The sequence below is a fragment of the Kaistella yonginensis genome, assembly GCF_030409525.1.
Taxonomy (GTDB): domain Bacteria; phylum Bacteroidota; class Bacteroidia; order Flavobacteriales; family Weeksellaceae; genus Kaistella; species Kaistella yonginensis.
Genome location: NZ_JAUFQB010000062.1, coordinates 42,810 through 66,967 on the forward strand (window position 1 = coordinate 42,810; position 24,158 = coordinate 66,967).

Below are 24,158 nucleotides of genomic sequence, written 5' to 3' on the forward strand. Positions count from 1 at the left end.
CGCAACCAGTAGCACAAAAAAAAGCGACTTTAAAAAAGTCGCTTACATTATTTAGGTAAAATCTTACCAGTTAGAACCGCCACTACGACCTCCGCCGCTGTATCCGCTTCCACCACCACGATTTCCACCTCCGTAACCACCACCGCCTGAACGGTTGTTGTCAAAGCTTCTTCTTGGTTTGTCTTCTCTTGGCTTAGCTTCAGAAATGTTAAGTTCTTTACCATCCAATTCTTTTCCGTTTAGAGCTTCGATAGCATTCTTGCCATCTTCGTCGCTCATTTCTACGAAACCGAAACCTCTAGATCTACCGGTTTCTCTGTCTGTGATAATTTTGGCAGACGATACGTCACCAAATTCTGAAAATAAATCTTGCAACGACTGTTCTTGAGTTGCATAGTTAATGTTTGAAACAAAAATGTTCATCTTAAAAAAAAATTAATTAATTAATACTGTTGAAATTATAAATGAAACTCAATAAATGCGATGAACAATAATTGACTTCGGATATAAAAACGAGTGCAAGTTACAATTATAAATCAAACCTGCAACTTTTTTATGTAATATTTCACTTTATTTCAATTCCGCTTTTCGCTTCCAAGAGTCTAAACCAGTCTTCAGTCTCTAATTTAATAGATAAACTCTCTCTAAATTTTGCTATGTTTCCTACGCTTGATGTACCTACAACAGGTAAAATCCGGGAAGGATGTTTTAAAATGAATGCCAAGAGAATTTGATTTTCTTCAGCAGAATATTTTTTACAAAGTTCATGCAAAACCTTTTTAATTCTTTTATTTTCGCCAGATTCTTCTTTAAAATAATTTCCCATGACTGACCAAGCCATCGGTTGAAGGTTTTTTAGCATCAATTGGTCTAATGTTCCATCGAAAAACGAACGGGTTTGGTTCAAAGAAATTTCGACCTGATTCGTAATGATCGGAAAAGCCTCATTAACCAAGTCAAATTGGGAGGATGAAAAATTAGAAACCCCAAAATGCCGAACTTTTTTGGTTTCTCTCAAAAATTCAAAACTCTCTGCGATTTCTACGGGATTTATTAAAGGCGAAGGACGATGAAGGAGCAGCACATCTAAATAATCTGTTTTTAAATTCTCTAGACTCTGATCCACCGATTTTATAATATGTTTCTGGGAGTAATTGTAAGATTTTACCGTATAGTTTCTATTAGAACAGGGCATTTGGATTCCGCATTTAGAAATAAACTGTACCTCTTCCCTCTTTAAACTCATTTCAGAAAAAGCATCACCAAACAATTTCTCAGTAGTATAATCGCCATAAATATCGGCATGATCGAAGGTGGATAAGTTCTCGTTTAAAGAAGTTTCAATTAATTTCTGTACCTCTTTTACGGAATGTTGGGCGCCCCAAATTCCCCAGCGCATGGTTCCTATAATAATTGGTGAAAAATTCATGTCTTTTTATTTTTGTAAAATTATAACTTAATAGCACACTTTTCATAAGTATTTTCTTTCTTTAATATAATATTTATAAATTTGGATTTAAATTTAAAACCATGAAAAAAATATCTACTTTATTTTTATCGTTGATCTCAGCGATTTTATTTTCCCAATTTACGAGTCCAGGAACTGGAATAACCTATAATTTGAGTTCGCTGTCAGCGGCAGCGCCTACCGTTTTAGTAAATAATGGAACTCATTATCAAATGACTGCCAACATTACGATTGCAGCGGGAGATATTTTGTTAATGGACGAAAACACGGTATTAAAAATTGATACAGGGGTTCAGTTAACAGTCGCAGGGGGTTATGATACCACGGCGACTTCTATTCTTATTACCTCCACAAATCCGCCCGCTGTTTTTAAAGGAATAAGATTTGAGGAAGGCTCTACCGCTACTTTTAAAAAAACAATTTTAGAATATGGTGGTGGTTTACAGGTTTTAACCGAAAATTTTTTAATGGACGGTTGCACCGTTCGTTTTTTTAAATCGGGACTGGTTACTGGCGCTGCCATTAATTTTTCCAGAGGAAATCCAGTGGTTAAAAATTCTCAATTTTTCAACAACGATTTGCCTGCGGTAGCTTCTGGGGCAAATCAATCGGTCGCTTTAGAGTTTACCAACAATTACCTTGCTGGAAACACCCAACTCAATTCTAACCGTCCACAAATTAATATGGGCCCAAGCGGAACAGGAATAACAAAGATTCTAAACAATACCATCATTGGAAACCGAACATTAACTAAAGTAGGCGGGATTTCGGTTTCATCTCTTTTGGGCGTACAAAACCAAGTACAAATTGAAGGAAATACCGTAACCGATAATCGATATGGAATTACCGTTGCTGGTAATGCCTCTTCTGGATCTATCTCTAATAATATTTTGACCAACAATAATACTGAAAACAATCCCGCTACCGGCGGCAGTGGAATTTCTCTAAACGGAAGTGGCGCTTTAGGTTTAGGCTTTAAAATTGAAAAAAATCAAATTCGTGGTCATATTTGGGGAATTACACTTATTGGTACGGCGAGTGCAGATTTGGGTGGTGGATCATTGGGAAGTGTTGGCCAAAATATTTTTAAAGATAATGGGAATGGTGGAAATTTATTTGCCCTTTTCAACAATACCGCTAACCCTGTTAGCGCAACCAATAATTGCTGGCGAGAAGATGAACTTTCTGATGATCCCATGGTAGAAGCAGTAATATCACATTTTGTGGATGATCCTGCTTTGGGTGAAGTTACCTTTAAACCTTATTTGTGTGCGCTTCCATTGGCAACGGTGGAAACGAAAACTTTACAAGCGAATATTTACCCTAATCCAAGCACTGGAATATTTACTTTAAATGCTGAAAAAACTGGAAACATTTTAATTACCGATGTCTCTGGTAAAATTATTTATATGGGAAATGTATCGAAAGGAAAAAATGAAATTTCGGTAAAAGCAGTCGCCGGTATTTACTTTATGGTCTACCAATCAGAAGGCAAAAAGCAGGTTACTAAATTGATTATTAAATAATAAAAAAAATTCAAACTAAACCCATTCTGTTCGGCGGAATGGGTTTTTTCTATTTATACCTGTTTTACAACTGCCACTGAAGCTGCGACCCAGCTTGAGTGGAACTCTTTTTATAAAATAAATTGCGGGGAATAAGCATTGGATTATTTTATAAAAAAGTGGGAACGGAAGATGGATTAAGTCGCCCTAAAAAATAATAGAGCCCATATTTCAAAAGTTTTGTAACCTTTTGACCTTTGCCATCGTATAATATAATGCAGTCCTAAAGTGGACCTTATTACTACATGAGACAATTAAAAATTACCAAACAGGTTACCAACAGAGAAACCGCCTCTCTCGACAAGTATTTGCAAGAGATTGGGAAAGTTGATTTGATTACCGCCGACGAAGAAGTTGACTTGGCACAAAAAATTCGCGCCGGAGACCGAGTGGCGTTGGAAAAGTTGATTAAAGCCAACCTCCGTTTTGTGGTATCTGTTTCTAAACAGTACCAAAATCAAGGACTTTCTCTACCCGATTTAATTAACGAAGGGAATTTAGGTTTGATGAAAGCTGCGAAGAGATATGATGAAACCAGAGGTTTTAAATTTATCTCCTACGCTGTTTGGTGGATCAGACAGTCTATTTTACAGGCGTTAGCTGAACAATCAAGAATTGTAAGATTGCCCCTGAATAAAATTGGCTCCATCAACAAAATCAACAAAGCCTATGCACATTTAGAGCAGGAAAATGAAAGACCACCGTCTCCAGAAGAGTTAGCGGAAGTTTTAGATATGAGTGAAGACGACATTAAGGAATCGATGAAAAACTCCGGAAGACACCTGTCTATGGATGCTCCGTTGGTCGAAGGTGAAGATTCTAACCTGTACGATGTTCTGCGCTCCGGTGAATCCCCAAGTCCAGACAAAGACTTAATGTTGGAATCGCTTCAAATTGAAATCGAACGGGCATTACAAACCTTGACTCCAAGAGAAGCGGATTTGGTTCGTCTGTATTTCGGGTTGAATGGGAAACATCCGATGACGTTGGAAGAGATCGGCGAAACCTTTGACCTAACCCGAGAAAGAGTTCGGCAGATTAAAGAAAAAGCGATCAAAAGATTAAAACACAATACCAGAAGTAAAATTCTGAAATCGTATTTGGGTAAATAAAAAACCAAAATCGATGCTTTACCAATTTTATATAAAGGAACTCACCACAAGTTCCTTTTTTTGTAACTTTAAGAGGAATTAAAAGACTCATGTAGAAATCCATAATTATGAAAAATCTATTGCTCGCTACCCTCCTCTTATTTTTATTTTCTTGCAAAGAAGAAAACAACAACGCTGTTGCCGCCACTGAAAATAGCGCTAACATCGTTACCAATGTTGAGTCTAAACTAAGTTCAAGATATAGCAAAGGAAGTTCTTTGATTGACGCAATCTATTACGAAATGATTAAAGACGATAAGGCCTTAAATGTGCTGGATGATGAAATTATTGCGATTAGAAAAAACTCCAATGAATTAATTAAGCAGAAACTGCTTCTGCTTGATAAACCAACAGAATATTTTGATGAAGTGGCAGAAAGGATTAATATGATTAAAGATTCACTTTTAAAAAAAGAAGCAAAAGATTTTATTAATCAAAGTGAAGTTTTATTTCTTAAAAAGAAAACCGACCTCGATTTGATTATTATAAATATTAAGCAGAACAACGCTGCCATTAATGATCAGTATCAAGTCTTTAAAATAAAGAAAACTTTGCCTGAAATAGAAAAATATGAAGAGCAAAATCCGCTAAAAACAGAGGAACTGAATGCCTTAATAGCGACTCAAAAACAATTGTTGGAGCGATTGAAAAATAAGTAGAAGCAACTGCGAGCTCGTACTTTTTCAGGAAGTTTTAAAATTTTTACGTGCCAATTCTTTTCGTACTCGGCTCAGACTTTCTGGGGTAATTCCCAAATAGGATGCAACCATCCATTGGGGCACGCGCAGTAAAATATCAGGATACATTTTAATAAAACTCATATAACGTTCTTCCGCAGTATCTGCTAAAAGAGAATTCACGCGATTTTGCAAATTTCGAATGTGTTTTTGCAATAGCATATCATTATTTTCTGCGGTTTGAGGATATTTTTCTACAAGATTGGTGAAAAAATCTTTGTTCAAAACAAAGACCTCGGAATCTTCAACTGCTTCTATATAATATTTGGATTTTTCATTAAAGCTGAGGGAGCTTCGGTCAGAGATCAACCAGTTTTCCGGTGCAAATTGAATAATATGTTCTTTCCCGCTTCGATCCAGAGAAAACATTCTGAGCAGCCCTTTTTCTACAAAAAAGGTATCCAAACAAACCTCACCCTCGTTGAGCAGAAATTCATTCTTGGCGACGATCTTAAGCGTGAAAAAATTACTGCAACCTGAAATTGCCTCAAAGGGAACTTCTAGAATTTCAGATAAATAATTATCGATATTTTGAAGATAATCCATATCCTTGGTTTAAATAAGATTGACAGAAATACTTTGATGGGAAGCATTTTTCACTGCTTTTCCATTTTCTAAAACAATCATTTGGGGACTTTGATGGGTGACGCCTAAATCGTCAGCAATTTTATTAGAAATCGGTCGGTAGGAGATTAAATCCAAGAAATAATACACCACCTCTTTTTCGGAGACCGCCACCTCTTTTTCAAAATTCCGCAATACTGTTTTGCTAATATGGCAGCGGGTGGAATGTTTAAAAATAACCACTTTTTTTTCAAAAGATTGGTCAATCGCGTTTTGTAAATCTTGGTCAGATTCAATCTTATTCCAAAAAGTTGGAGCTAAATTTTGTGGCTCATCATTGCCAAATATTTTATTGAAGAAACTCATTTTTTATGTTTTAAAAGTGATCAAATTACGAACAACTATTTTACCAATTGTTCTCTTTTTTTAGGTTTTCAATATGCGCCAAATGATGGTCGCAATGCCAGGCATAAAAAGCCAGACTTTCCCGTAGGGAAATATTTCGACCTTGCTCTGGGTGATGAAATGTACTTTCAAATTCTCGGTTGGTGAGCGAGCGCAATTCGAAAACCCATCTTTTATGTAAACCTTTTAAAATTTGCAAAGCAGGTTTAATATCCATATTAAAAGAATCCTGTAATTCTGCCCACTGCGCTTCATCATAAGGTTTAATGGTAGGATTATCTTCTGTTAACGCTAACTTAAATCGAATAAAACTGTTCATATGGCTGTCGGACAAGTGATTAACCAGTTGCCGAACCGTCCAGCCTCCTTCTCTGTATTGGGTGTCTAATTGCGCATCAGACCAGTTTCCTACAAGATTTTTCAATGTGCTGGGAAAATCTTTCAACATTTTAATGTGGCGATCAATATCCTGATCGGTAATTTTTTTTGGTTGTTCAAATTTCCCGATGGGATATTTTTTTTGTTCTAGATTGTCCATTTTTTTATTTTTTTTTGACGATTTGGCGTATCGACTCTTTTGGCTGAACATTTGCGTTTTACTTTGTAAATTTACTACAAAATAAGTTGAATGCAACACAACTTATAAAAATTAAGAATATGAAAAAAGCCCTAATTATCGTCGATGTACAGAATGATTTTTGTGAAGGAGGCGCACTCGCTGTGCCCGGAGCGAACGAAATTATTCCCTACATTAACTTGTTGATGCTAGAAAATGAATATGCACAAATTGTATTGACCCAAGATTGGCATCCAACAGATCATAAAAGTTTTGCCTCAAACAACGCAAAAAAAGTTGGCGACACTATAATTCTCAATGGAATCCCACAACATATGTGGCCGGATCACTGTGTTCAAGGAACTTTCGGTGCAGAATTTCATAAAGATTTAAACCGTGATAAAGTAACGCATATCATTCAAAAAGGAACTAACCCCGATTTTGATAGCTATAGCGCATTTCAGGACAACAACCAAGTAATGAAAACCGGCTTAGATGATTTCTTAAAATACCACGATATTCAATTGGTTGAAATTGTAGGTTTAGCATTGGATTACTGCGTAAAATTCACCTGTTTAGATGCAGCAAATTTGGATTATGTTACGTGTTTACATTTCAACGGAACGCGAGCCGTCAATGTAAAACCAGATAGCGCCAAGGATGCAATTTATGAAATGTTACAAAATACCATCACTATTTTAGGCTAAAATACGACGCTAAAAAGCACTGAAACTTCTCTTTTTTAAGGAGAAGTTTTTTGTTCGTTCATTTAATTTAAAAAATTTATTTTTATAAAAAAATTACTTTGAAAAAAATCATTTTTCTTTCCTCTTTGTTTCTCATTTATTCGTGCGTTACTGTAAAAAAACATAATGAAAAATTAGAGATTCCTATTTCAGCGGAAAATTTAAAAAAAGATGTTGATTTTACGAAACATAAATTAGAACAACTTCATCCAAAACTATATTGGTATATTTCTGAAGACCAACTAAATTATCAATTCGACAGTTTAAAAACGACGATTAAGAATCCTTTAAAACCAAATGAATTTTTTGAGAAACTCGCGCCCGTAGTTGCAAAAATCAAAGAAGGACATTTACGCTTATATCCTTATGATAAACGGTTAACCCGGAAAGAAATTAAAAATCTTAAAAAGCAAAAAGGATTATTAAACCGCTACAATTTCACCATCGATAACGACCGTATATTTGTGCTAGACAATGCTTCTAATATCCCAAATATGATGGTGGGCACAGAAATTTTGAAAATTAAAGATATTGCGATCCCCAATTTACTAGAAAAATATAAACCCATTATCAATAGTGATGGCGAGAATACAACCTTTCAGAAATATTCTATGGCGCGCCGATGGACTTCATTCTTTACGGCTGAATATGGAATTTTAGACAGTGTGAAAGTCGAAGCCAAATATCAAAATGAAGTGAAGACTTTTTATTTGCACCGAGAAAAAATAACCCAGGAAGAAAAGAAAAAAACCGAGCAGCAAAATAAAAAACTGACAAAAAGCGAAACCGGAAAAACAAAAGATTATAATATTGTGACCAAAAGTTTTAACCGGGATTTACAGTTTCCCACGAAGGATTCTACAATAGCTTACATGAAAATTAAAACTTTTTCTGGAACCTACTCAAAGAAATTTTACAAACAAAGTTTTGCAAGTTTAAAAAATTCACCTGCAAAATATTTGATTATCGATGTTCGGGATAATCTGGGCGGTTCCTTAGCAGAAATTAATAATCTTTATTCTTACCTAGTGTCCGAGGAATTTCAATTTATTAACGACATGCAAGTTACCTCGCGTTTATCTATGTTTCAGGCTAATTACTTCAATGATATTCCCACTTTTGCACAACCTATCGCGGCAATTACTTATCCTTTGTATTTGCTAGGAACGGCATTCTCTGTCAAAAAGAAGGACGATAAATTCTACTTAAAAAATAATGGACTTTTCGCTCTTAAAAGACCAAAAAAAAATCACTTCACTGGTAAAATATATGTCTTGATTAATGGCAGCAGTTTTTCTGCCTCCTCCATTATTTCCTCGAAATTAAAAGATAAAAAAAGAGCTTTTCTGGTCGGTGAAGAAACCGGTGGTGCCAATGATGGAACGGTCGCGGGGCGGTATTCTACGATGAAATTACCAAACTCCAAATTGAGATTACCGATTGGATTAATGCTTATTCAACCAAATATTAATTTTACTGAAACAAAAAAAGGGGTTCTGCCGGATCACGAAATTATTCCCACTTTAGCGGAGATTTTACAGAAAAAAGACATTCAATTACAATGGATTATGGAAGAAATTAAAAAAAACAAAATCAATGAATAAGATTCTGCAATTTCTTTAACTTCATGTAACGCTCTGGGAAAGCTGTTGGTGAAGTAGGTGATATATTCTTCTTCTGTGTTGAGCGTCACCGTTAAAAGACTACCTTCATCGGTTTCTACCAAGTCATACTGTTCAATCGCTTCATCACCATAGGTTTTCGCTTGATTAATTCCCTCAATCACCTCACCAAAATGTTTAAAATGCATGGATTTAAAAGGAATCACTTGTTCTACTAGGGTGAACATTCCGTTTTCACCGGGTGACAAAAATCGGACATTGCTTCCTTCTCTAAGTTCTCCTTCGTAATAAGAACCAGGTATAAAAGTAGCCGTCCATTTTCGGTAGTTTGCATTATTCCATAGTGCTTCCCATACTTTTTCTTTGGACGCTTTGATCTCGATTGAAAATTCTAGTTTTTTCATTTCTGTTCATCATTTCTTTACATTAGAAGCAGGATGTAGAAAACGCATTGAAAATCATCTTAAAACTAATCCCGATTCGGTACAATCGTTAGTTTATTAAAAACAAAATCAAAGTTAATAATTATAATTTTAAAATCGAGGTAAACCATTTATTACTTGAGATTTATATTTAATATAAATGTGACTGCATCACTTTCAAATTCGATAAATCGTATTTGCCCGAAGAAACTGCCATTAAATGATTTGCATAAAAACCAAAAAAACTCCCAAAAATGGGAGTTTGTACTGGAAATAGTAGGTAACTTAGTTGGCGTGTTCCACCCCTAAAATTTCAATTTTCTTTTCACCTTCTTCAAAAGGCCAAGTAATTTGGTCACCTACTTTATTTCCTACTGTTGCCAAACCAATTGGTGATAAAATGGAATATTTCCCTTTCTTCACTTTTTCATTTTTGGCATCTACGAATAAATATTTTTCCTCTTCGTTGGTTGCAATATCCTTGATTTTCACTTCACAATTTATGGTTACCACATCTTCTGGAAGTTCTTTTCGACGAACCTGCTTGGCTGTCTTTAATTGACCCAAGAGAATTTCTTCTTCTTGGATGGTTGTTTTTCTTCTCCTTAAATGATCTTTAATTAAATCGTAAATTCCTGTTGTTAAAACTATATTTTCTGACATTATTTTTGATATAAAAAGTTAATAGATGAATACCATCCAATGATCCAGACAGAAAAATCAAACACAGTTAGTGTGGTTGATCTGCTCTGGTAAGGTATTCAAAATGTAATAAATGAGTTGCTGTTTAGCCAAATCGACCCGGTCCTGAATCTTGACAGGGTAAATTAAATGAACTCTTTGGAACTTCTAAGAAAAATGTCATCATGTAAATAAGAAAAAAATAACGACTTTCCTTCAGTGAAGTTATGCTCTAAAAAAAAGTGTATTGGTGACATAGGTTCATATTAAAGCAGCAACATAGCGATTATAGTTCACATTTCCAAATACTTAACAATTATTAACCTTTAATAATCAGCAATCGAGGAATTTTCAAACAATAATTTCTTTTTTTAACAATCTAATAAATTGAAGCTCCAAATAGGAGTGAATTCACTAAAATTCAAAAATAAATCCAAAATAAGGAAGCGGCGTTGAACGGTCACTTTCACCGGTTTCCAACAGATAGTATTGTTCATTCTGTGGATCCGTAGGATTGGCAATGACACCGTTATTATTGGGATCACGCTGCAGATTTACAACCGGTAACCTGCTTGGACTTTTAGAGCCGTATGCATTCACAATATCTAAATAGGCGGAAAATTGCCATTTTTTAAACACCCATTTTTTCTCAGCACGTACATCCATTTGGTGTGAAAGATTTCCACGGGTAGAATTCAATAGATCAAAGTTCTGCAGCGGCCCATTGGCAATATTCCAAATGTTAACCAAGGCGCTTCTTTGCAAATCATACGGCGTTTCTGGCAAACCAGACTGCATTCTGAATCTCGCTCCTATATTCCAATTTTTCTTCAAATATTTTCCAGCAGTCACCGCTAGAATATGTCGGGAATCCCAACTAGACGGTAATAAATCACCAGCAGCATCAGAAAATTTAGAATATCCAAAGGTATAAGCCATGATGCCATAAAAATTATTAACTGTTCTTTTTTGGGCCAATAACTCAATTCCGTAAGTTTCTCCATAACCTCTGGAATCCAATGGTTCATTTCCAACAACACCAAAATTACCTCCAACATTCGCTAATGAAATTTGATTTCTTAGCGAGAACGGATAGTTTTTATATTTCTTGTAGTAACCTTCCGCGGTTAAGCGCAGGTTATTTTTTCCGTTGTACTCTACGCCACCAACAAGGTGTGCATTACGGATATACCTTAAGGAATTCTTATTGGTTAAGTTTCCGTTTTCAATAAAACCTAAAGCGGTATACGCGGGAAGTTGGTAATAAATTCCGGTATTAAAATTTAAGGAAAATTCTGGATTTAATTTGTAGCTTAGGGAAAATCTTGGTGAAAACTGATCCAAAGGATTATTTGTGTTAGCGTTATAATCACTTGCATCTAAACGAATCCCAGCCGATACCTGAAGTTGATCTGCGAAAAATTTCTTCGCTGTTTGCACATACATTCCGTATTGGAACACCTTAATTTCAGATAAAATTACATCAAAATTTATGGCATTCTGTGTTACATTTTTAATAGTGGAATTGTTATCATATTTAGAAAAATTAAAATTGGTTCCAACACTGAATTGATAATCTACCCAAGTGAAATTACGGTCAAAACGTATTTTATTTTCGCTTTCCTGCGATTTGTAGTCGTATAATAAATTATTAGGAATTTCGATATTTCGATAATATTTCAAGGCTTGATTATCTAGCATATTTCTACTCATCGTTAAAAGCCAGTTTCCATTTTCAGCCAAATGACGATAACCAGCGCCAAGCGTATAATTCCACTGTGGCGATACGGGAAGTTGATCGATTAAAGTTAAATTGGATAAAGTGGGATCTGCATTATCATTAAATTTAAAGCGGTCTATGGCTCCTAAACCCAGAAAAAACAATTCATCACCAGACTGGTATTTTTTAGAAATTTTAAAAGTTGCATCATAATAACTTGGCAAAAAAGGTAGACCGATTGCTTTAAACAACAACTGTAAATTTGATTTTCGAACGCTAAACAGTCCGCTCCATGATTGGTCTTTGGATAGCGGTCCGTCAGCCATTAATTGCATATCATCTAATCCAATTACCGCTTTGTAACCGAGTTTATCCTTTCTGGCTTGCTTTAAATTAAATTCAAATAAAGAAGATAAAGCACCATTTCTACTGGCAGGAAAAGCGCCACTGTAAAAATCAACATCTTTTACAAAGTCAATGGTGATAATACCTCTAGGACCACCAGAAGCGCCCTGTGTTTGAAAATGGTTGATAATGGGAACTTCTATACCATCAATATAAAATTTGTTTTCAGCAGAACTTCCTCCGCGAATAAATAAGTCATTTCTAAAAGTTGCGGTACTCCCAACGCCGGGAAAACTTAAGATTGCTTTAGAAACATCTCGCGTAGAACCCGCATTTTTCTGAACTTCTTCACTGGTAATATTTCGCAAGGAAAGTGGGCTTTCAGCGGTGGTCTTGTGTTGTTTTTTGGTAATGATTACTTCATCGATATTTTTAGCAACCCTGTTTAAACCAATTGAAAATGTAAGATTTTGATTCGGAACAATATTAAGTTCATTTAAAAATCCCATTTCATAGGTTTCCGACTCCACTTCTAAATTATAGGTTCCAGAAGGTAAGTCATTAATAATAATATTTCCAATTCCGGAAAACTCTTGGTTGATTTTAGAAATCTTAATGTTTGCTGGAAGTGGCTTTTTAGTAAACTCATCAAAGACATTAATATTAATACTTCCGGTCTGCGCAGCAGTAAAAATCGAAAGAATGAGTAGTAAAATAGAGGCTTTTATTTTCATAAAAAGAATTTGGGTAAAAATACGACAAGCGCCCCAAATGGAACGCTTATCGTGCTAAAAAAAACTACTATGGTAATAACAATTTGTCTATGGCATGAATAATTCCGTTGCTACATTGTACGTCTGTAGCGACAATGTTAGAAACCCGGTTATTGGCATCTTTAATTTTTGCACCACCGGTGGTTGTGATGGTGAACATTCCACCTTGAAAAGTGGTTACCGACATATTATTGGTTAAATCGGTTGAAGCGACATTTGCGCCAGCGACCACATGATATTTCAAAACGTTTTCTAACGTGGCCTGTGGAATTGCAGCTAAACCACTCGCTCCCAACTCCGTTAATAATGAACCAAATGCAGCATTAGTCGGTGCAAATACAGTAAAAGGTGAACTCGCTGTGCCGCCTAAAATTCCTACAAAATTTGGCATATCACTTCTGGTAAGCGCAGAAACCAAAGTTGAAAAATTAGGATTTGCCAAAGCATGTGTTACAATAGTTGGCAACCCAATTACAGCATCGGTTTTATGGATGACCCCATTGCTGGCCAAAATATCAGCCGTGGTTACATTTGCCACACCGTTAACTTTAACACCTGAATCTTTACTAATGAACATGCTTAAATTTCAAGTGGATGAAGCTGCACCTTTTGCTAAAGTGGAGACGTAACCCGTGGTTATTTCAGAAGAAGTTACTCTTGCCGCTAACACATGGTTGAATAAAATTTCTTTCAAAGCAGCGGCCGGAACATCATTCAACGAGGTAAAACCATTGGCTTGCAAAAATGAGGTAAACGCTGCGTTTGATGGCGCAAATACTGTAAATGTACCTGTTCCGTCTAATGTTGCGGCTAAACCCGCTTTATCAATTGCTGCTTTTAATGATGATAAATTAGCATCTCGTGAAGCCATCGCGTAAATGGTTTGGCTCATTACCGGTTCTTCATCATTATCATTACAACTGCTGGCAGAAAATCCTACTATTAGAATAAGTGAAAGGATTTTAAAAATGTTTTTCATAATGTTTTATTTTTTGTTTTTTCAAATATAGAAAGTTTATTTACTAAGTTTAATAAAATAGTATTATTTATTACCAATAAATCCTATTTATAAAATCTATTATAGGTCTTAATCCCTTATAACAATGAAATCCTGCAAATTTTGCAGGATTTCAGTTGATTTTAAAAAATAATAAACTTCTTAAAAAAGCGTTTCGTCTACGTAATTTGGTAGAGTTACGGTAAGCTTGGGTTCTATTTCCATGGCTCGCTTAATCGCAAAAACTGCTCCGTCGTTTCTTGCCCAACTTCGTCGCGAAATACCGTTGTTCACATCCCAGAAAAGCATTGATTTTAATCTGCGGTCTGCATCATCACTACCATCGAGCAGCATTCCGAATCCGCCATTAATAACTTCTCCCCAGCCAACGCCGCCGCCATTATGAAGGGAAACCCAGGTTGCACCGCGAAAACTGTCACCAATTACATTCTGAATAGCCATGTCTGCGGTGAATCGTGAACCATCATATATATTTGAAGTTTCCCGGTACGGAGAATCGGTTCCTGAAACATCATGATGATCTCTCCCCAAAATCACTGGCCCAATTTCGTCTTTGTTAATTGCCTTATTAAATGCTTCAGCAATTTTTATCCGGCCTTCCGCATCTGCATAAAGTATTCTGGCTTGCGACCCTACGACTAGATTATTTTCCTGCGCGCCCTTAATCCAGGTAATATTGTCTTGCATTTGTTGCTGAATTTCTGCTGGCGAATTTTTCATAATTTCTTGTAAAACCGCACTAGCGATTTCATCTGTTTTTTGGAGGTCTGTAGATTTGCCACTTGCACAAACCCATCGGAACGGTCCAAAACCGTAATCGAAACACATTGGACCCATAATATCTTGAACATAACTCGGGAATTTAAATTCTCTTCCAAGGCTGGGTTTTTGGGCCATCACATCGGCACCAGCTCTGCTCGCTTCTAGTAAAAACGCATTTCCGTAATCGAAAAAATAGGTGCCTTTATCCGTATGTTTATTAATGGCTTTCGCATGAAGTCTTAAAGTTTCCTGTACTTTCTCTTTAAATAAATCAGGATTTTCGGCCATCATTTTATTGGCTTCTTGAAAAGAAATTCCTACGGGATAATATCCGCCAGCCCAAGGATTATGCAGCGAAGTTTGATCTGACCCGATATCAATTGTTAGATTTTCTTGGTCGAATTTTTCCCAAATGTCAACAATATTTCCGAGGTAGGCTAGAGAAACAGTTTCCCGATTTTTCTTTGCTTTTTTTACTCTAATAACCAATTCATCAAGGTTCTCGTGAACTTCATCAATCCATTTTTGTTCATGCCGGATTTTGGTAATTTTCGGATTAACTTCCGCACAAACGGTGATACATCCAGCAATATTACCCGCTTTTGGTTGTGCACCACTCATACCTCCCAAACCAGAGGTAACAAAAAGGCCTCCTTTAGGATCTTTTTTTATTTTTCTAAAAGCATTCAAAACGGTAATGGTGGTTCCGTGAACGATGCCTTGCGGCCCGATGTACATATAGCTTCCCGCCGTCATTTGGCCATATTGGGAAACTCCCAAGGCATTCATTTTCTCCCAATCATCTGGTTGAGAGTAATTCGGAATCATCATCCCATTGGTAACCACCACCCTTGGCGCTTCTTTATGGCTGGGAAACAAGCCCATCGGATGACCCGAATACATCGTCAAAGTTTGATCATCTGTCATTTCTGACAGGTATTTCATGGTCAAAAGATATTGCGCCCAATTTTGAAAAACGGATCCATTTCCGCCATAAGTTATAAGTTCATGCGGATGTTGCGCTACGGCGTAATCCAAATTATTTTGAATCATCAGCATAATGGCTTTTGCTTGTTCCGACTTTCCTGGATAGTCGTCAATATTACGGGCTTTCATTTCATAATCTGGGCGGAAACGATACATATAAATCCGTCCGTACGTTTCCAGTTCATCTTTGAATTCGATTAATAATTCTGCATGAAATTTTGGATTAAAATAACGAAGCGCATTTTTCAGGGCCAATTTTTTCTCTTCTTCAGATAAAATTTCTTTGCGCTTTGGTGCGTGATTAATTGCGTTATCGTATGGTTTACAGGCAGGAAGTTCGTTGGGAATTCCCTGTTGTATTTGTTCGTGAAAAGTCATCATAATGGTTAGAATTCAGATTTTTAATTAAAGTTCTAAAGATATTGAATAATTAAAAGAAATGAAAACCCTTTAGTTTTAATTAAAATAAAAATAGGCGGATTACGAATCAAATGCGAGTAATAAAACTGTTAATTTATCATAAAACCCAAAATATCAACCTTTAAAATTCTGATTTTCTTATCTTTGCATAAATATTAATGAAAAAAATTCTCGCCATATTGCTTACTGTTTTTTATTTCGGATCTTCTTCCGGAATGGTTTACAACCTGCATTATTGTTTGGATGAAATTTTTATTTCTGTCGGTGCTCAAGAAAATGACTGTGACATTTGTGACCGTACTACAGCAAATGACTGTTGTAAATCGGAAATTAAAATTGTTAAAACAGATATCGCGCAAAAGGCTAACCTTTTAGCGGTAGATTTCTCTTCTGTCGTTGCTATTCTTCCTCTTCAGCATTTTTCGGATTTTATTCATCCAATTATAGAACGGAATTATTTTTCTATTCTTATCAATGCGCCTCCTGATAAAGAGCAACTCCCTTTATTTATCACTTACTGTAATTTTAGAATTTAGAATAAAACCCTTCACTCTTTATTAAGAATGCAGAAAAAATTGCATCCATTTTAGCGATGGACTATTTCTATTTTAAAACAATCTAAAATTATTACAATGAAAAAATTAATTTTCACTACCCTATTTTCTGTTTTTTCAATCGTAAGCATTTCTGCTCAAAAAAGTGATGCTTCTGTTTCAAAATTATACCAGAATTATCTAACGCTCAAAAACGCTTTGGTCACCGACAATTCAGACGAGGCATCGAAAGCTGCGAATGCTTTTATTAAATCAGCATCCATGATTGATTATAAAGTGCTGTCGGAAGGGAATTTAGACATTCTTCGAAAAGATGCTTCAAAAATTGCAGACAGTCGAAGCATAGAAGCTCAAAGGGAATCGTTTAATAGCCTTTCTAAGAACGTGATCGCACTTACCCAAAAATTTAAACTGGCCGATCAGTCGGTGTTTATTCAGTATTGCCCTATGGCAAAAGCCAGCTGGTTAAGTGCTGAAAAAAATATTAAAAATCCATACTACGGAAGTTCCATGTTAACCTGTGGAAGTGTAAAATCTGAACTGAAATAAACCTTCAGATTATCTATCAATGCCACAAGTTCGTGATTTTGCGCTAAAATAGAATTGAATTTGTGGGGTTGGAGGATATCCGTTTTTTATTAACCTTTAAAAATTTACAAAATGAAAAATTCTTCTGAAAAAACTCAAGAACATAAAAATCCGTATCCAAAATTTTTTGGAATGATGGCAGTCTCGTTTATTGTGATGTATGTTGTGATGTATCTGAATACCTATGAATTAGATCATGTGTACTTCAGTTTAACTCGTTTTTATATGACGTGTTTAATGATCGCCAGTATGGCTGTTTTGATGCTGCTTTTTATGCTCAAAATGTATAAAGACAAAAAAATGAATACGGGCATCATTGCCGGAAGTGTCGTTCTGTTTTTTGGTGCGCTTTTTCTTGTTCGTTCCCAAAAAACAGTAGATGATATTTTGTGGATGGAAGCCATGATTCCACATCATTCCATCGCTATTCTAACCAGCGAAAGGGCAAACATCAAAGATCCCGAAGTTAAGATTCTCGCTGAAAGCATTATTACTGCGCAGAGAAAAGAAATTGAAGAAATGAAAAGAATGATTAAAAGACTAAAAAATGATAAATAATAAGAATCTACTTTACAAAATTTACTTTTTAGCTTTTACCACTTTTTCAATCGGTGTTTTTTCGCAGCACCACGAGATGCACGCGACCGCTCAAGATAAAGCTAAAAGTGATTATAACGATGCTATTTCCTTTGGTGGAAAAACCGTTCGGTATGATTTGTTTGTGAAAGATACGTTAGTGAATTTCACCGGAAAACCTGTTCGGGCCATTGCTACCAACGGTAAACTACAAGCACCAACATTGTATTTTACAGAAGGTGATACCGCGGAAATTTATTTGCATAATCAACTGAAAGAAAATACAGGTTTGCATTGGCACGGTGTTATTTTGCCCAATGAAATGGATGGGGTGCCCTATCTCACCACGAAAGAAGTGAAGCCGGGCGAAACCCATTTGTATAAATTTAAAATTTCACAAAATGGAACCTATTGGTATCATTCTCACGAAGGGCTTCAGGAACAGATTGGCATGAACGGAATTCTCGTTTTTAATAAACGCAATGGTGAACCAACAAATGAGTTTGCCGCAGACCTCCCAGTGCTTTTGGGTGAATGGACCGATGAGAACCCGAAACAAATCATGCGTCGCCTTCACATGGATGAAACCGATTGGTATGCCATCAAAAAAGGAACGGTTCAAAGTTATTCTGAAGCTCTGAAAGCAGGTCATTTCGGCACAAAATTGCTCAACGAATGGAAAAGAATGGAAGCCATGGATGTAAGCGATGTTTATTATGACAAATTTTTAATTAATGGCAACACCTCTTCCAACCATGCTCATCTTAAAGCGGGTGATAGAGTGAAATTACGCGTGGCCAATGGTGGTTCTTCTTCCTACTTTTGGCTTAATTACGGTGGTGGAAAAATAAAAGTAATTGCCAATGATGGGAATGAAGTTGAACCTGTGGAGGTTGATCGACTTATTATAGGAACATCAGAGACGTATGATATTGAAGTATTAATCCCAGAGAATAAAAGTTTTGAATTCAGAGCGACTTCCGAAGACCGCCAAGGTTATGCCTCACTTTGGTTAGGCTCTGGCGAAAAAATAAAAGCCCCAACTTTGCCTAAACTCATGCTTTTCGAAGGAATGAAAATGATGAATGGCATGATGAAAATGAGCGGCGACATGAAACCAATGACCATGAAAATGGGGAATCAAATGATGGATATGAATGAAGTAATGTATCCCGAAATTCCCAAAAGCAAGCGAATGGAAACCTTGGAACACATGAACGAAATGATGGGTGGTTCCAACAAAAAAATCGATGAAAAGAGAGATCACAGTACTATGAATTCCGACCATACTAAGGAAATGGATCACAGCACATCTAGTAATACCTCCGCCGCTGAACTGGAAATTGTTCGTCTTAATTATAATATGCTAAAATCTCCGTTTAAAACCATCTTAGCAACAGATCAGGTAAAAGAACTCAAGTTTACTTTGGAAGGAAACATGCGAAATTATTTATGGACGTTGGATAACAAAACGGTCACAGAATCGGATAAAATCTTAATAAAAAAAGGAGAAGTTGTTCGTATTACAATGTACAATAACTCGATGATGCGCCACCCCATGCACCTTCATGGCCATGATTTCCGATTGATTAATTTAAAAGGAGAATATTCGCCTTTAAAAAACGTAGTCGATATCGCACCGATGGAAACAGTTACGATCGAATTTGCCGCTAATCAAGATGGTGATTGGTTTTTCCATTGCCATATATTGTATCACATGATGTCCGGCATGGGAAGGGTTTTTAGTTATGAAAATTCTGCACCCAACCCACAATTACCAGACAAAGAAGCGTCTTACAAAAAATTCCTAAGCACGAATCGAATGGTGAATACCAAAGCCATGTTGGATATTTCATCAAACAAACTTCATTTTGAAAACATGACGATGCTAGGCGCACGCTGGATGAATAGTAATGAATTCCACAGCAATTACAAATTTGATCATTATGAAGGAAGTGTAAAATTCGGACGTTTTCTCGGTAAATACCAATGGGCATTGCCTTACGTAGGTTTCAGAAGCAACAAAACCCATGATGATGCTGCCACCTGGTTTGGTCAAAATGTACAGCCAGAACAGCAGAATGTAGCAATCGCTGGTCTTAGGTATATATTACCTTTTTTAATCACCGCTGATGCAAATGTAGATCACTTTGGAAAAGTGCGACTTGAATTTAGTAGAGAGGGAATCCCAATCTCACCAAGAATTCGGGGCAGTTTTGCCGTTAATTCTGATAAAGAATTTGATTTTGGTTTGAAATATATCGTCCACAAATGGGTTTCGATTTCAACAAACTATGATAGCGAATTTGGCTTTGGTGCCGGGTTAACTTTTAGGTACTAAAATCATTTTATATCTGACAAAAAAACCGTTTTCATTTTTGGTGAAAACGGTTTTTCTATAATAATAAATCTTAGCTTAAAAGATCATCATTGATTTCTTCGTGATTATCTGCGTTGTCACTACGACTGTAAAAGTTATTTTCTTCATCCTCAGACCCAATTTCTTCCATTGTATCATCCGCAGAAGAGCCCGGAACATCAAGATTATCGCCTAACCGTTCTACATTTTGTTGCGGATGTAGGATAGGATTTCCATCGCCATCTAAGGATATCGCTTCTTCTTGATTAAAAATATCATTTTCCGGACTATAGTTCATTTCTTTCAAATTTTCATTCTGTTCATCGGTATTATCTCGTGGTATCATGATAAAATATTTTAAGGTTTAACGTTGACATGAAGATTAGATGTTCTAATCCTTTAATTTTTTTCTAAGGAAATCTTTATAGATCACCTTCCATTGCTTGGTTTTTATTATTTTCCCAAGCATCATTATACGCCTTTTTTTGATTTTCCCACGCCTTTGGTGGCACTGCATTTTCTGCATTGAGTGGCCGATCATTAACGATGATTTCATTTTCATCATTACTTTCATTTCGTAGTACACGGTCATCTACTCCGGCAATTTTAATTATTCGACTGTTGTTTTCGACCAATTTATCATCTTTGTTTTCCATGATTTTTACATTTAAAAAGTTGTGTTTATTCTAAAACAAATACTATTCCGCAATCAATAGCGTTTCCCGAGCTTCTAAAAAAAATATCCTACAAAACCGAGTCGAAAACCTTTGCTCAAAACACTTCTTACACCGACCGAAATGATCTTATTTTTAACCTTAAAAAACAATTAACTTTCTTGATCATTGACAAAATTTTCTTAATTATTATTATTAAATTTGCCCTGATTGATATTATGGAAAAAAATACTAAAAAAAACACGCCTAAAACCGTTGAACAAAATAAAATCCTTTCTAAACCCCGCATATTTTTCGGAATACTATTTCTTGTGATTGCGGTGGTTGGTATTCTTTCTTTCATTTCTTATTTAATGAACTGGAAGGCAGATCAAAGCCAGGCTGGTACTATGCTCGATAAAACGATTAAATCATCAAATATTTTTGGGAAAATCGGTGATTGGCTCGGTAATATTTTTATTTTCGAAAGTATCGGGATTGCGGCTTTTTTAGTAGCATTTCTATTTTTTGTTTTCGGACTTATGATTCTGAAAAAAAATTATTTTAAACCTTGGAAAACCATTGGCCATTCTTTATTCTTTATCTGCTGGCTTCCTATTTTTATGGGTGCAATCACCCAAGGTGAAGGGGTTCTAAGTGGTGTTTACGGTTTTCAAATCATGGATTTTTTGAATTCAGTTATTGGCAGTGCCGGCTTATGGATGGTAATTTTGGTAAGCATCGGACTGTATTTTATTTTAGAATTTAATCTTCGTCCGAGCAGTATTAAATCAAAATTAAGTGACTTGAACGACAATACGATTGGCCGTGTAAAAGGAATGATGCCCCGATCCGCTGAAAATTTTGAAGCTGATGAAGGGTTAGAAGAATTGGCGAAAAGTGAGCACCCAAACATTAAGGTGACTGCAACCAATTCAACCCTTGAACGAACAAAAGAAGTTATTCTAACGAACGAAATCGAAGCTATAAAAACGCCCAATCAAACTTCATTTGAACAGCAAGATCTACCCACTGCTGTGACTTTAAAACCTACATCGCTTACGATTGAGAATCCCAATACTCCAAAAGTTGATGATATTGATTTTAAAGTTGAGGTCGCAAAAACAATTGATATCATTGATGAAAGCGATCGCAAATCACAAGAACTAGTAGAAAAACATGGCTACTACGATCATAAATTAGAATTGGCTACATTTCAAATGCCAACCATTGATTTATTGCGTGATTATGGGAATGAGGAAATCTCTATAAACAAAGAAGAACTGGAAGAAAATAAAAATAAAATTGTTGGCCTCCTTAAAAACTTTAATGTAGGTATTTCTGAAATTAAAGCGACTATTGGTCCCACGGTTACTTTATATGAAATTGTTCCGGAAGCTGGTATTCGTGTAGCTTCAATAAAGAAATTACAAGATGATATTGCCTTAAATCTTTCTGCTTTAGGAATCAGAATAATTGCACCAATGCCCGGGAAAGGAACCATAGGGATTGAAGTTCCAAGAAAAAACCCATCAATGGTATCGATGCGAAGTGTAATTGCTTCTCAGAAATTCCAAAATTCAGATATGGATTTGCCGGTCGTTTTTGGAAAAACCATATCCAATGAGATTTTCATGGCAGATTTAGCCAAAATGCCTCACCTATTGATGGCGGGAGCAACCGGACAAGGAAAATCAGTCGGAATTAATGCGATTTTAACTTCTTTACTTTATAAGAAACATCCGAGTGAATTGAAATTCGTCATGGTAGATCCAAAGAAAGTGGAACTTTCGCTGTATTCCAAAATTGAAAGACATTATTTGGCAAAGCTGCCGGATGGTGAAGATGCGATTATCACCGATACTCATAAAGTGATTAATACGTTGAATTCCCTTTGCATTGAAATGGATCAGCGTTATGATTTATTGAAAAATGCGTTTTGTAAAAACATTAAAGAGTACAATAAAAAATTCTCTGAACGGAAATTAAATCCAGAAAACGGACATCGGTATTTACCTTACATCGTGTTGGTTGTTGATGAATTTGCTGATTTAATTATGACCGCCGGAAAAGAAGTAGAACTTCCCATTGCCCGCTTGGCGCAATTGGCAAGAGCGGTGGGAATTCATTTAATTGTGGCAACACAAAGACCGTCTGTTAACGTAATTACCGGTATGATTAAAGCGAATTTTCCTGCGAGAGCTGCCTTCCGGGTGATTTCAAGTGTAGATTCACGTACCATTTTAGATTCCCCCGGTGCAGATCAATTGATCGGAAAAGGAGATATGCTTTATTTTAATGGAAATGAAATTATGCGCCTACAATGTGCTTTTGTTGATACTCCAGAAGTAGAAAAAATTGCTGAATTTATTGGCGAACAAAAAGGCTATGCGAGTGCATTCATGCTTCCGGAATATTCTGCGGAAGAATCTACCTCTACAGTGGGTGCTTTTGATCCGAATGAAAAAGATGCGCTTTTCGAAGATGCTGCCAGAATATTAGTTTCTACACAGCAAGGCTCCACTTCGATGTTACAACGACAATTAAAATTGGGTTATAACCGCGCGGGAAGAATTATGGATCAGTTAGAGGCCAGCGGTGTTGTGGGTGGATTCAATGGTGCAAAAGCCAGAGAAGTATTAATCAGTGATTTAAATTCTTTGGAACAGTTTTTGGAAGAATTGCGCAAGTAATGCGCCCCGACTTGAGTGGAGCTCTTTTTTATAAATTTTTTGTGCTGCAAAGGCAAAGGCAAATTTTATAAAAAAAGCGGGAACGGAAGGCGGAAAAAGGCGCCCAAAAAAAAGAAAAAAAAGAATGAAAAATGTATTAAAAAAAATAGCTTTAGCAGTATTTACAGTTGGTGCTGTTGCAAGCTTTTCTGCCCAGAAAATCGATGCAAAAGCGAAAGCAATTTTAGATGCTGTGGCGACCAATTATAAAAGTAAAGAAAATGTTTATTTTAAATTCGTCTACGGAACTGGATCCGGTAAGAAAGTCACCAAAACGGAACCCGGCATTTTTTATTCTGCCAAAGACCTTTATAAACTGAAAATAATGGGTACCGAGCAGATATTTGATGGAAATAAAATTTATAACATTTCTGAAGAAGACCAAGAAGTAACTGTTGCCAAGCCCTCAGGGAGCGAACAAATGTTCTCGCCTCTTAATTATATCGAGGAATATAAAAAAGGCTACAATGTAAAATATATTGGGAAAATTAAGGTGAACGGCGTACATGCTGATTATATTAAATTAACGCCCACAAAAAATAATGGTATTAAAGAGGTCAATCTTTTTGTAAACGCTGCAAAAAAGCAGTTGGTTAAGATTGAGCAATTCTCTAATGACAATGCAGTTTCGGTGATTGCAATCAGTAATTATAAAGAAAATCAAAAGTTGAGCAGTACCATGTTTACTTTTGATAAAGAACAATACAAAAACTATTTTGTTACCGAACTTTAGACCACAAAACATCACGAAAAA

General features: G+C 36.0%; 24 protein-coding genes. 11 read left to right on the plus strand and 13 right to left on the minus strand.

The window, feature by feature from the left end; all coding sequences use genetic code 11:
- Positions 1 to 63 precede the first annotated feature (63 nt).
- Positions 64 to 423 carry an RNA-binding regulator gene (gene rbp / locus QWY78_RS13730; protein WP_125022269.1) on the minus strand — a complete coding sequence of 120 codons (360 nt, stop codon included), beginning with the start codon at positions 421 to 423 and terminating at the stop codon, positions 64 to 66.
- A gap of 142 nt (positions 424 to 565) precedes the next feature.
- Positions 566 to 1,429, minus strand: a complete 864-nt coding sequence (locus QWY78_RS13735; RefSeq protein WP_290220777.1) for an aldo/keto reductase — start codon at positions 1,427 to 1,429, stop codon at positions 566 to 568.
- Between the two features lie 101 nt (positions 1,430 to 1,530).
- Here QWY78_RS13735 and QWY78_RS13740 point away from each other — a divergent pair, with 101 nt between their 5' ends.
- The 3 genes from QWY78_RS13740 to QWY78_RS13750 all read left to right on the plus strand — a co-directional run bounded on the left by QWY78_RS13740 (position 1,531) and on the right by QWY78_RS13750 (position 4,843).
- The gene (locus QWY78_RS13740; protein ID WP_290220779.1) at positions 1,531 to 2,994 is read left to right on the plus strand and encodes a T9SS type A sorting domain-containing protein; all 1,464 of its coding nucleotides are present in this window, start codon (positions 1,531 to 1,533) and stop codon (positions 2,992 to 2,994) included.
- Between the two features lie 284 nt (positions 2,995 to 3,278).
- Positions 3,279 to 4,145: a sigma-70 family RNA polymerase sigma factor gene (locus QWY78_RS13745; RefSeq protein WP_039354162.1), complete on the plus strand. Its 867-nt coding sequence runs from the start codon at positions 3,279 to 3,281 to the stop codon at positions 4,143 to 4,145.
- Positions 4,146 to 4,252: 107 nt separating this feature from the next.
- Positions 4,253 to 4,843 (plus strand): hypothetical protein, encoded by a 591-nt coding sequence (locus tag QWY78_RS13750; RefSeq protein ID WP_290220789.1) that lies wholly within the window; start codon positions 4,253 to 4,255, stop codon positions 4,841 to 4,843.
- Between the two features lie 24 nt (positions 4,844 to 4,867).
- Here the strand turns inward: QWY78_RS13750 and QWY78_RS13755 are convergent, their stop codons facing one another.
- From QWY78_RS13755 to QWY78_RS13765, 3 genes are read right to left on the minus strand one after another with little or no spacing between them, the layout of a single operon-like run.
- A complete protein-coding gene (locus tag QWY78_RS13755) occupies positions 4,868 to 5,467 on the minus strand; it encodes a Crp/Fnr family transcriptional regulator (RefSeq protein WP_290220790.1) in 600 nt (199 codons plus the stop codon).
- Positions 5,468 to 5,476: 9 nt separating this feature from the next.
- Complete coding sequence (gene ytxJ, locus QWY78_RS13760) at positions 5,477 to 5,851, minus strand: bacillithiol system redox-active protein YtxJ (protein WP_290220793.1); 375 nt, start codon at positions 5,849 to 5,851, stop codon at positions 5,477 to 5,479.
- 40 nt (positions 5,852 to 5,891) lie between these two features.
- Positions 5,892 to 6,428, minus strand: a complete 537-nt coding sequence (locus tag QWY78_RS13765) for a YfiT family bacillithiol transferase (RefSeq protein ID WP_290220796.1) — start codon at positions 6,426 to 6,428, stop codon at positions 5,892 to 5,894.
- A gap of 119 nt (positions 6,429 to 6,547) precedes the next feature.
- On the opposite strand from QWY78_RS13765, the gene pncA reads away from it, so the two are divergent.
- Positions 6,548 to 7,153, plus strand: a complete 606-nt coding sequence (gene pncA / locus QWY78_RS13770; RefSeq protein WP_290220798.1) for a bifunctional nicotinamidase/pyrazinamidase — start codon at positions 6,548 to 6,550, stop codon at positions 7,151 to 7,153.
- A gap of 98 nt (positions 7,154 to 7,251) precedes the next feature.
- Positions 7,252 to 8,796: a S41 family peptidase gene (locus QWY78_RS13775; protein WP_290220800.1), complete on the plus strand. Its 1,545-nt coding sequence runs from the start codon at positions 7,252 to 7,254 to the stop codon at positions 8,794 to 8,796.
- On the opposite strand, the gene QWY78_RS13780 is transcribed toward QWY78_RS13775, so the two are convergent.
- From QWY78_RS13780 to hutU, 6 genes are all read right to left on the minus strand, one after another.
- Entirely contained in the window at positions 8,745 to 9,218 is a 474-nt protein-coding gene (locus QWY78_RS13780; protein WP_290220802.1) for an SRPBCC domain-containing protein, read from the minus strand. The genes QWY78_RS13775 and QWY78_RS13780 overlap by 52 nt on opposite strands.
- A 303-nt stretch (positions 9,219 to 9,521) precedes the next feature.
- Complete coding sequence (locus tag QWY78_RS13785; protein WP_290220804.1) at positions 9,522 to 9,899, minus strand: GreA/GreB family elongation factor; 378 nt, start codon at positions 9,897 to 9,899, stop codon at positions 9,522 to 9,524.
- A gap of 432 nt (positions 9,900 to 10,331) precedes the next feature.
- A complete protein-coding gene (locus tag QWY78_RS13790; RefSeq protein ID WP_290220806.1) occupies positions 10,332 to 12,716 on the minus strand; it encodes a TonB-dependent receptor in 2,385 nt (794 codons plus the stop codon).
- Positions 12,717 to 12,783: 67 nt separating this feature from the next.
- The gene (locus QWY78_RS14875; protein WP_353960536.1) at positions 12,784 to 13,332 is read right to left on the minus strand and encodes a fasciclin domain-containing protein; all 549 of its coding nucleotides are present in this window, start codon (positions 13,330 to 13,332) and stop codon (positions 12,784 to 12,786) included.
- 9 nt (positions 13,333 to 13,341) lie between these two features.
- Positions 13,342 to 13,734, minus strand: coding sequence for a fasciclin domain-containing protein (locus QWY78_RS14880; RefSeq protein WP_353960537.1), 393 nt, complete (start codon positions 13,732 to 13,734; stop codon positions 13,342 to 13,344).
- 180 nt (positions 13,735 to 13,914) lie between these two features.
- A complete protein-coding gene (gene hutU / locus QWY78_RS13800; protein ID WP_290220924.1) occupies positions 13,915 to 15,900 on the minus strand; it encodes a urocanate hydratase in 1,986 nt (661 codons plus the stop codon).
- A 200-nt stretch (positions 15,901 to 16,100) separates the two neighbouring features.
- On the opposite strand from hutU, the gene QWY78_RS13805 reads away from it, so the two are divergent.
- The 4 genes from QWY78_RS13805 (at position 16,101) to QWY78_RS13820 (ending at position 20,001) form a co-directional block, all read left to right on the plus strand.
- Positions 16,101 to 16,478: an HYC_CC_PP family protein gene (locus QWY78_RS13805; RefSeq protein ID WP_290220808.1), complete on the plus strand. Its 378-nt coding sequence runs from the start codon at positions 16,101 to 16,103 to the stop codon at positions 16,476 to 16,478.
- Between the two features lie 96 nt (positions 16,479 to 16,574).
- Positions 16,575 to 17,045, plus strand: a complete 471-nt coding sequence (locus QWY78_RS13810) for a DUF3347 domain-containing protein (protein WP_290220811.1) — start codon at positions 16,575 to 16,577, stop codon at positions 17,043 to 17,045.
- Positions 17,046 to 17,156: 111 nt separating this feature from the next.
- A complete protein-coding gene (locus tag QWY78_RS13815; protein WP_290220813.1) occupies positions 17,157 to 17,642 on the plus strand; it encodes a DUF305 domain-containing protein in 486 nt (161 codons plus the stop codon).
- The gene (locus QWY78_RS13820) at positions 17,632 to 20,001 is read left to right on the plus strand and encodes a multicopper oxidase domain-containing protein (RefSeq protein WP_290220815.1); all 2,370 of its coding nucleotides are present in this window, start codon (positions 17,632 to 17,634) and stop codon (positions 19,999 to 20,001) included. Before QWY78_RS13815 ends, QWY78_RS13820 begins: the two co-directional genes overlap by 11 nt.
- A gap of 70 nt (positions 20,002 to 20,071) precedes the next feature.
- Here the strand turns inward: QWY78_RS13820 and QWY78_RS13825 are convergent, their stop codons facing one another.
- Positions 20,072 to 20,365, minus strand: a complete 294-nt coding sequence (locus QWY78_RS13825) for a hypothetical protein (RefSeq protein ID WP_290220816.1) — start codon at positions 20,363 to 20,365, stop codon at positions 20,072 to 20,074.
- A 76-nt stretch (positions 20,366 to 20,441) separates the two neighbouring features.
- Complete coding sequence (locus QWY78_RS13830; protein WP_290220818.1) at positions 20,442 to 20,675, minus strand: hypothetical protein; 234 nt, start codon at positions 20,673 to 20,675, stop codon at positions 20,442 to 20,444.
- Positions 20,676 to 20,911: 236 nt separating this feature from the next.
- On the opposite strand from QWY78_RS13830, the gene QWY78_RS13835 reads away from it, so the two are divergent.
- Together QWY78_RS13835 and lolA1 are read left to right on the plus strand one after the other, a co-directional pair.
- Positions 20,912 to 23,365: an FtsK/SpoIIIE family DNA translocase gene (locus QWY78_RS13835; protein WP_290220820.1), complete on the plus strand. Its 2,454-nt coding sequence runs from the start codon at positions 20,912 to 20,914 to the stop codon at positions 23,363 to 23,365.
- Between the two features lie 124 nt (positions 23,366 to 23,489).
- Entirely contained in the window at positions 23,490 to 24,137 is a 648-nt protein-coding gene (gene lolA1 / locus QWY78_RS13840) for an outer membrane lipoprotein periplasmic chaperone LolA1 (protein ID WP_290220822.1), read from the plus strand.
- Positions 24,138 to 24,158 lie beyond the last annotated feature (21 nt).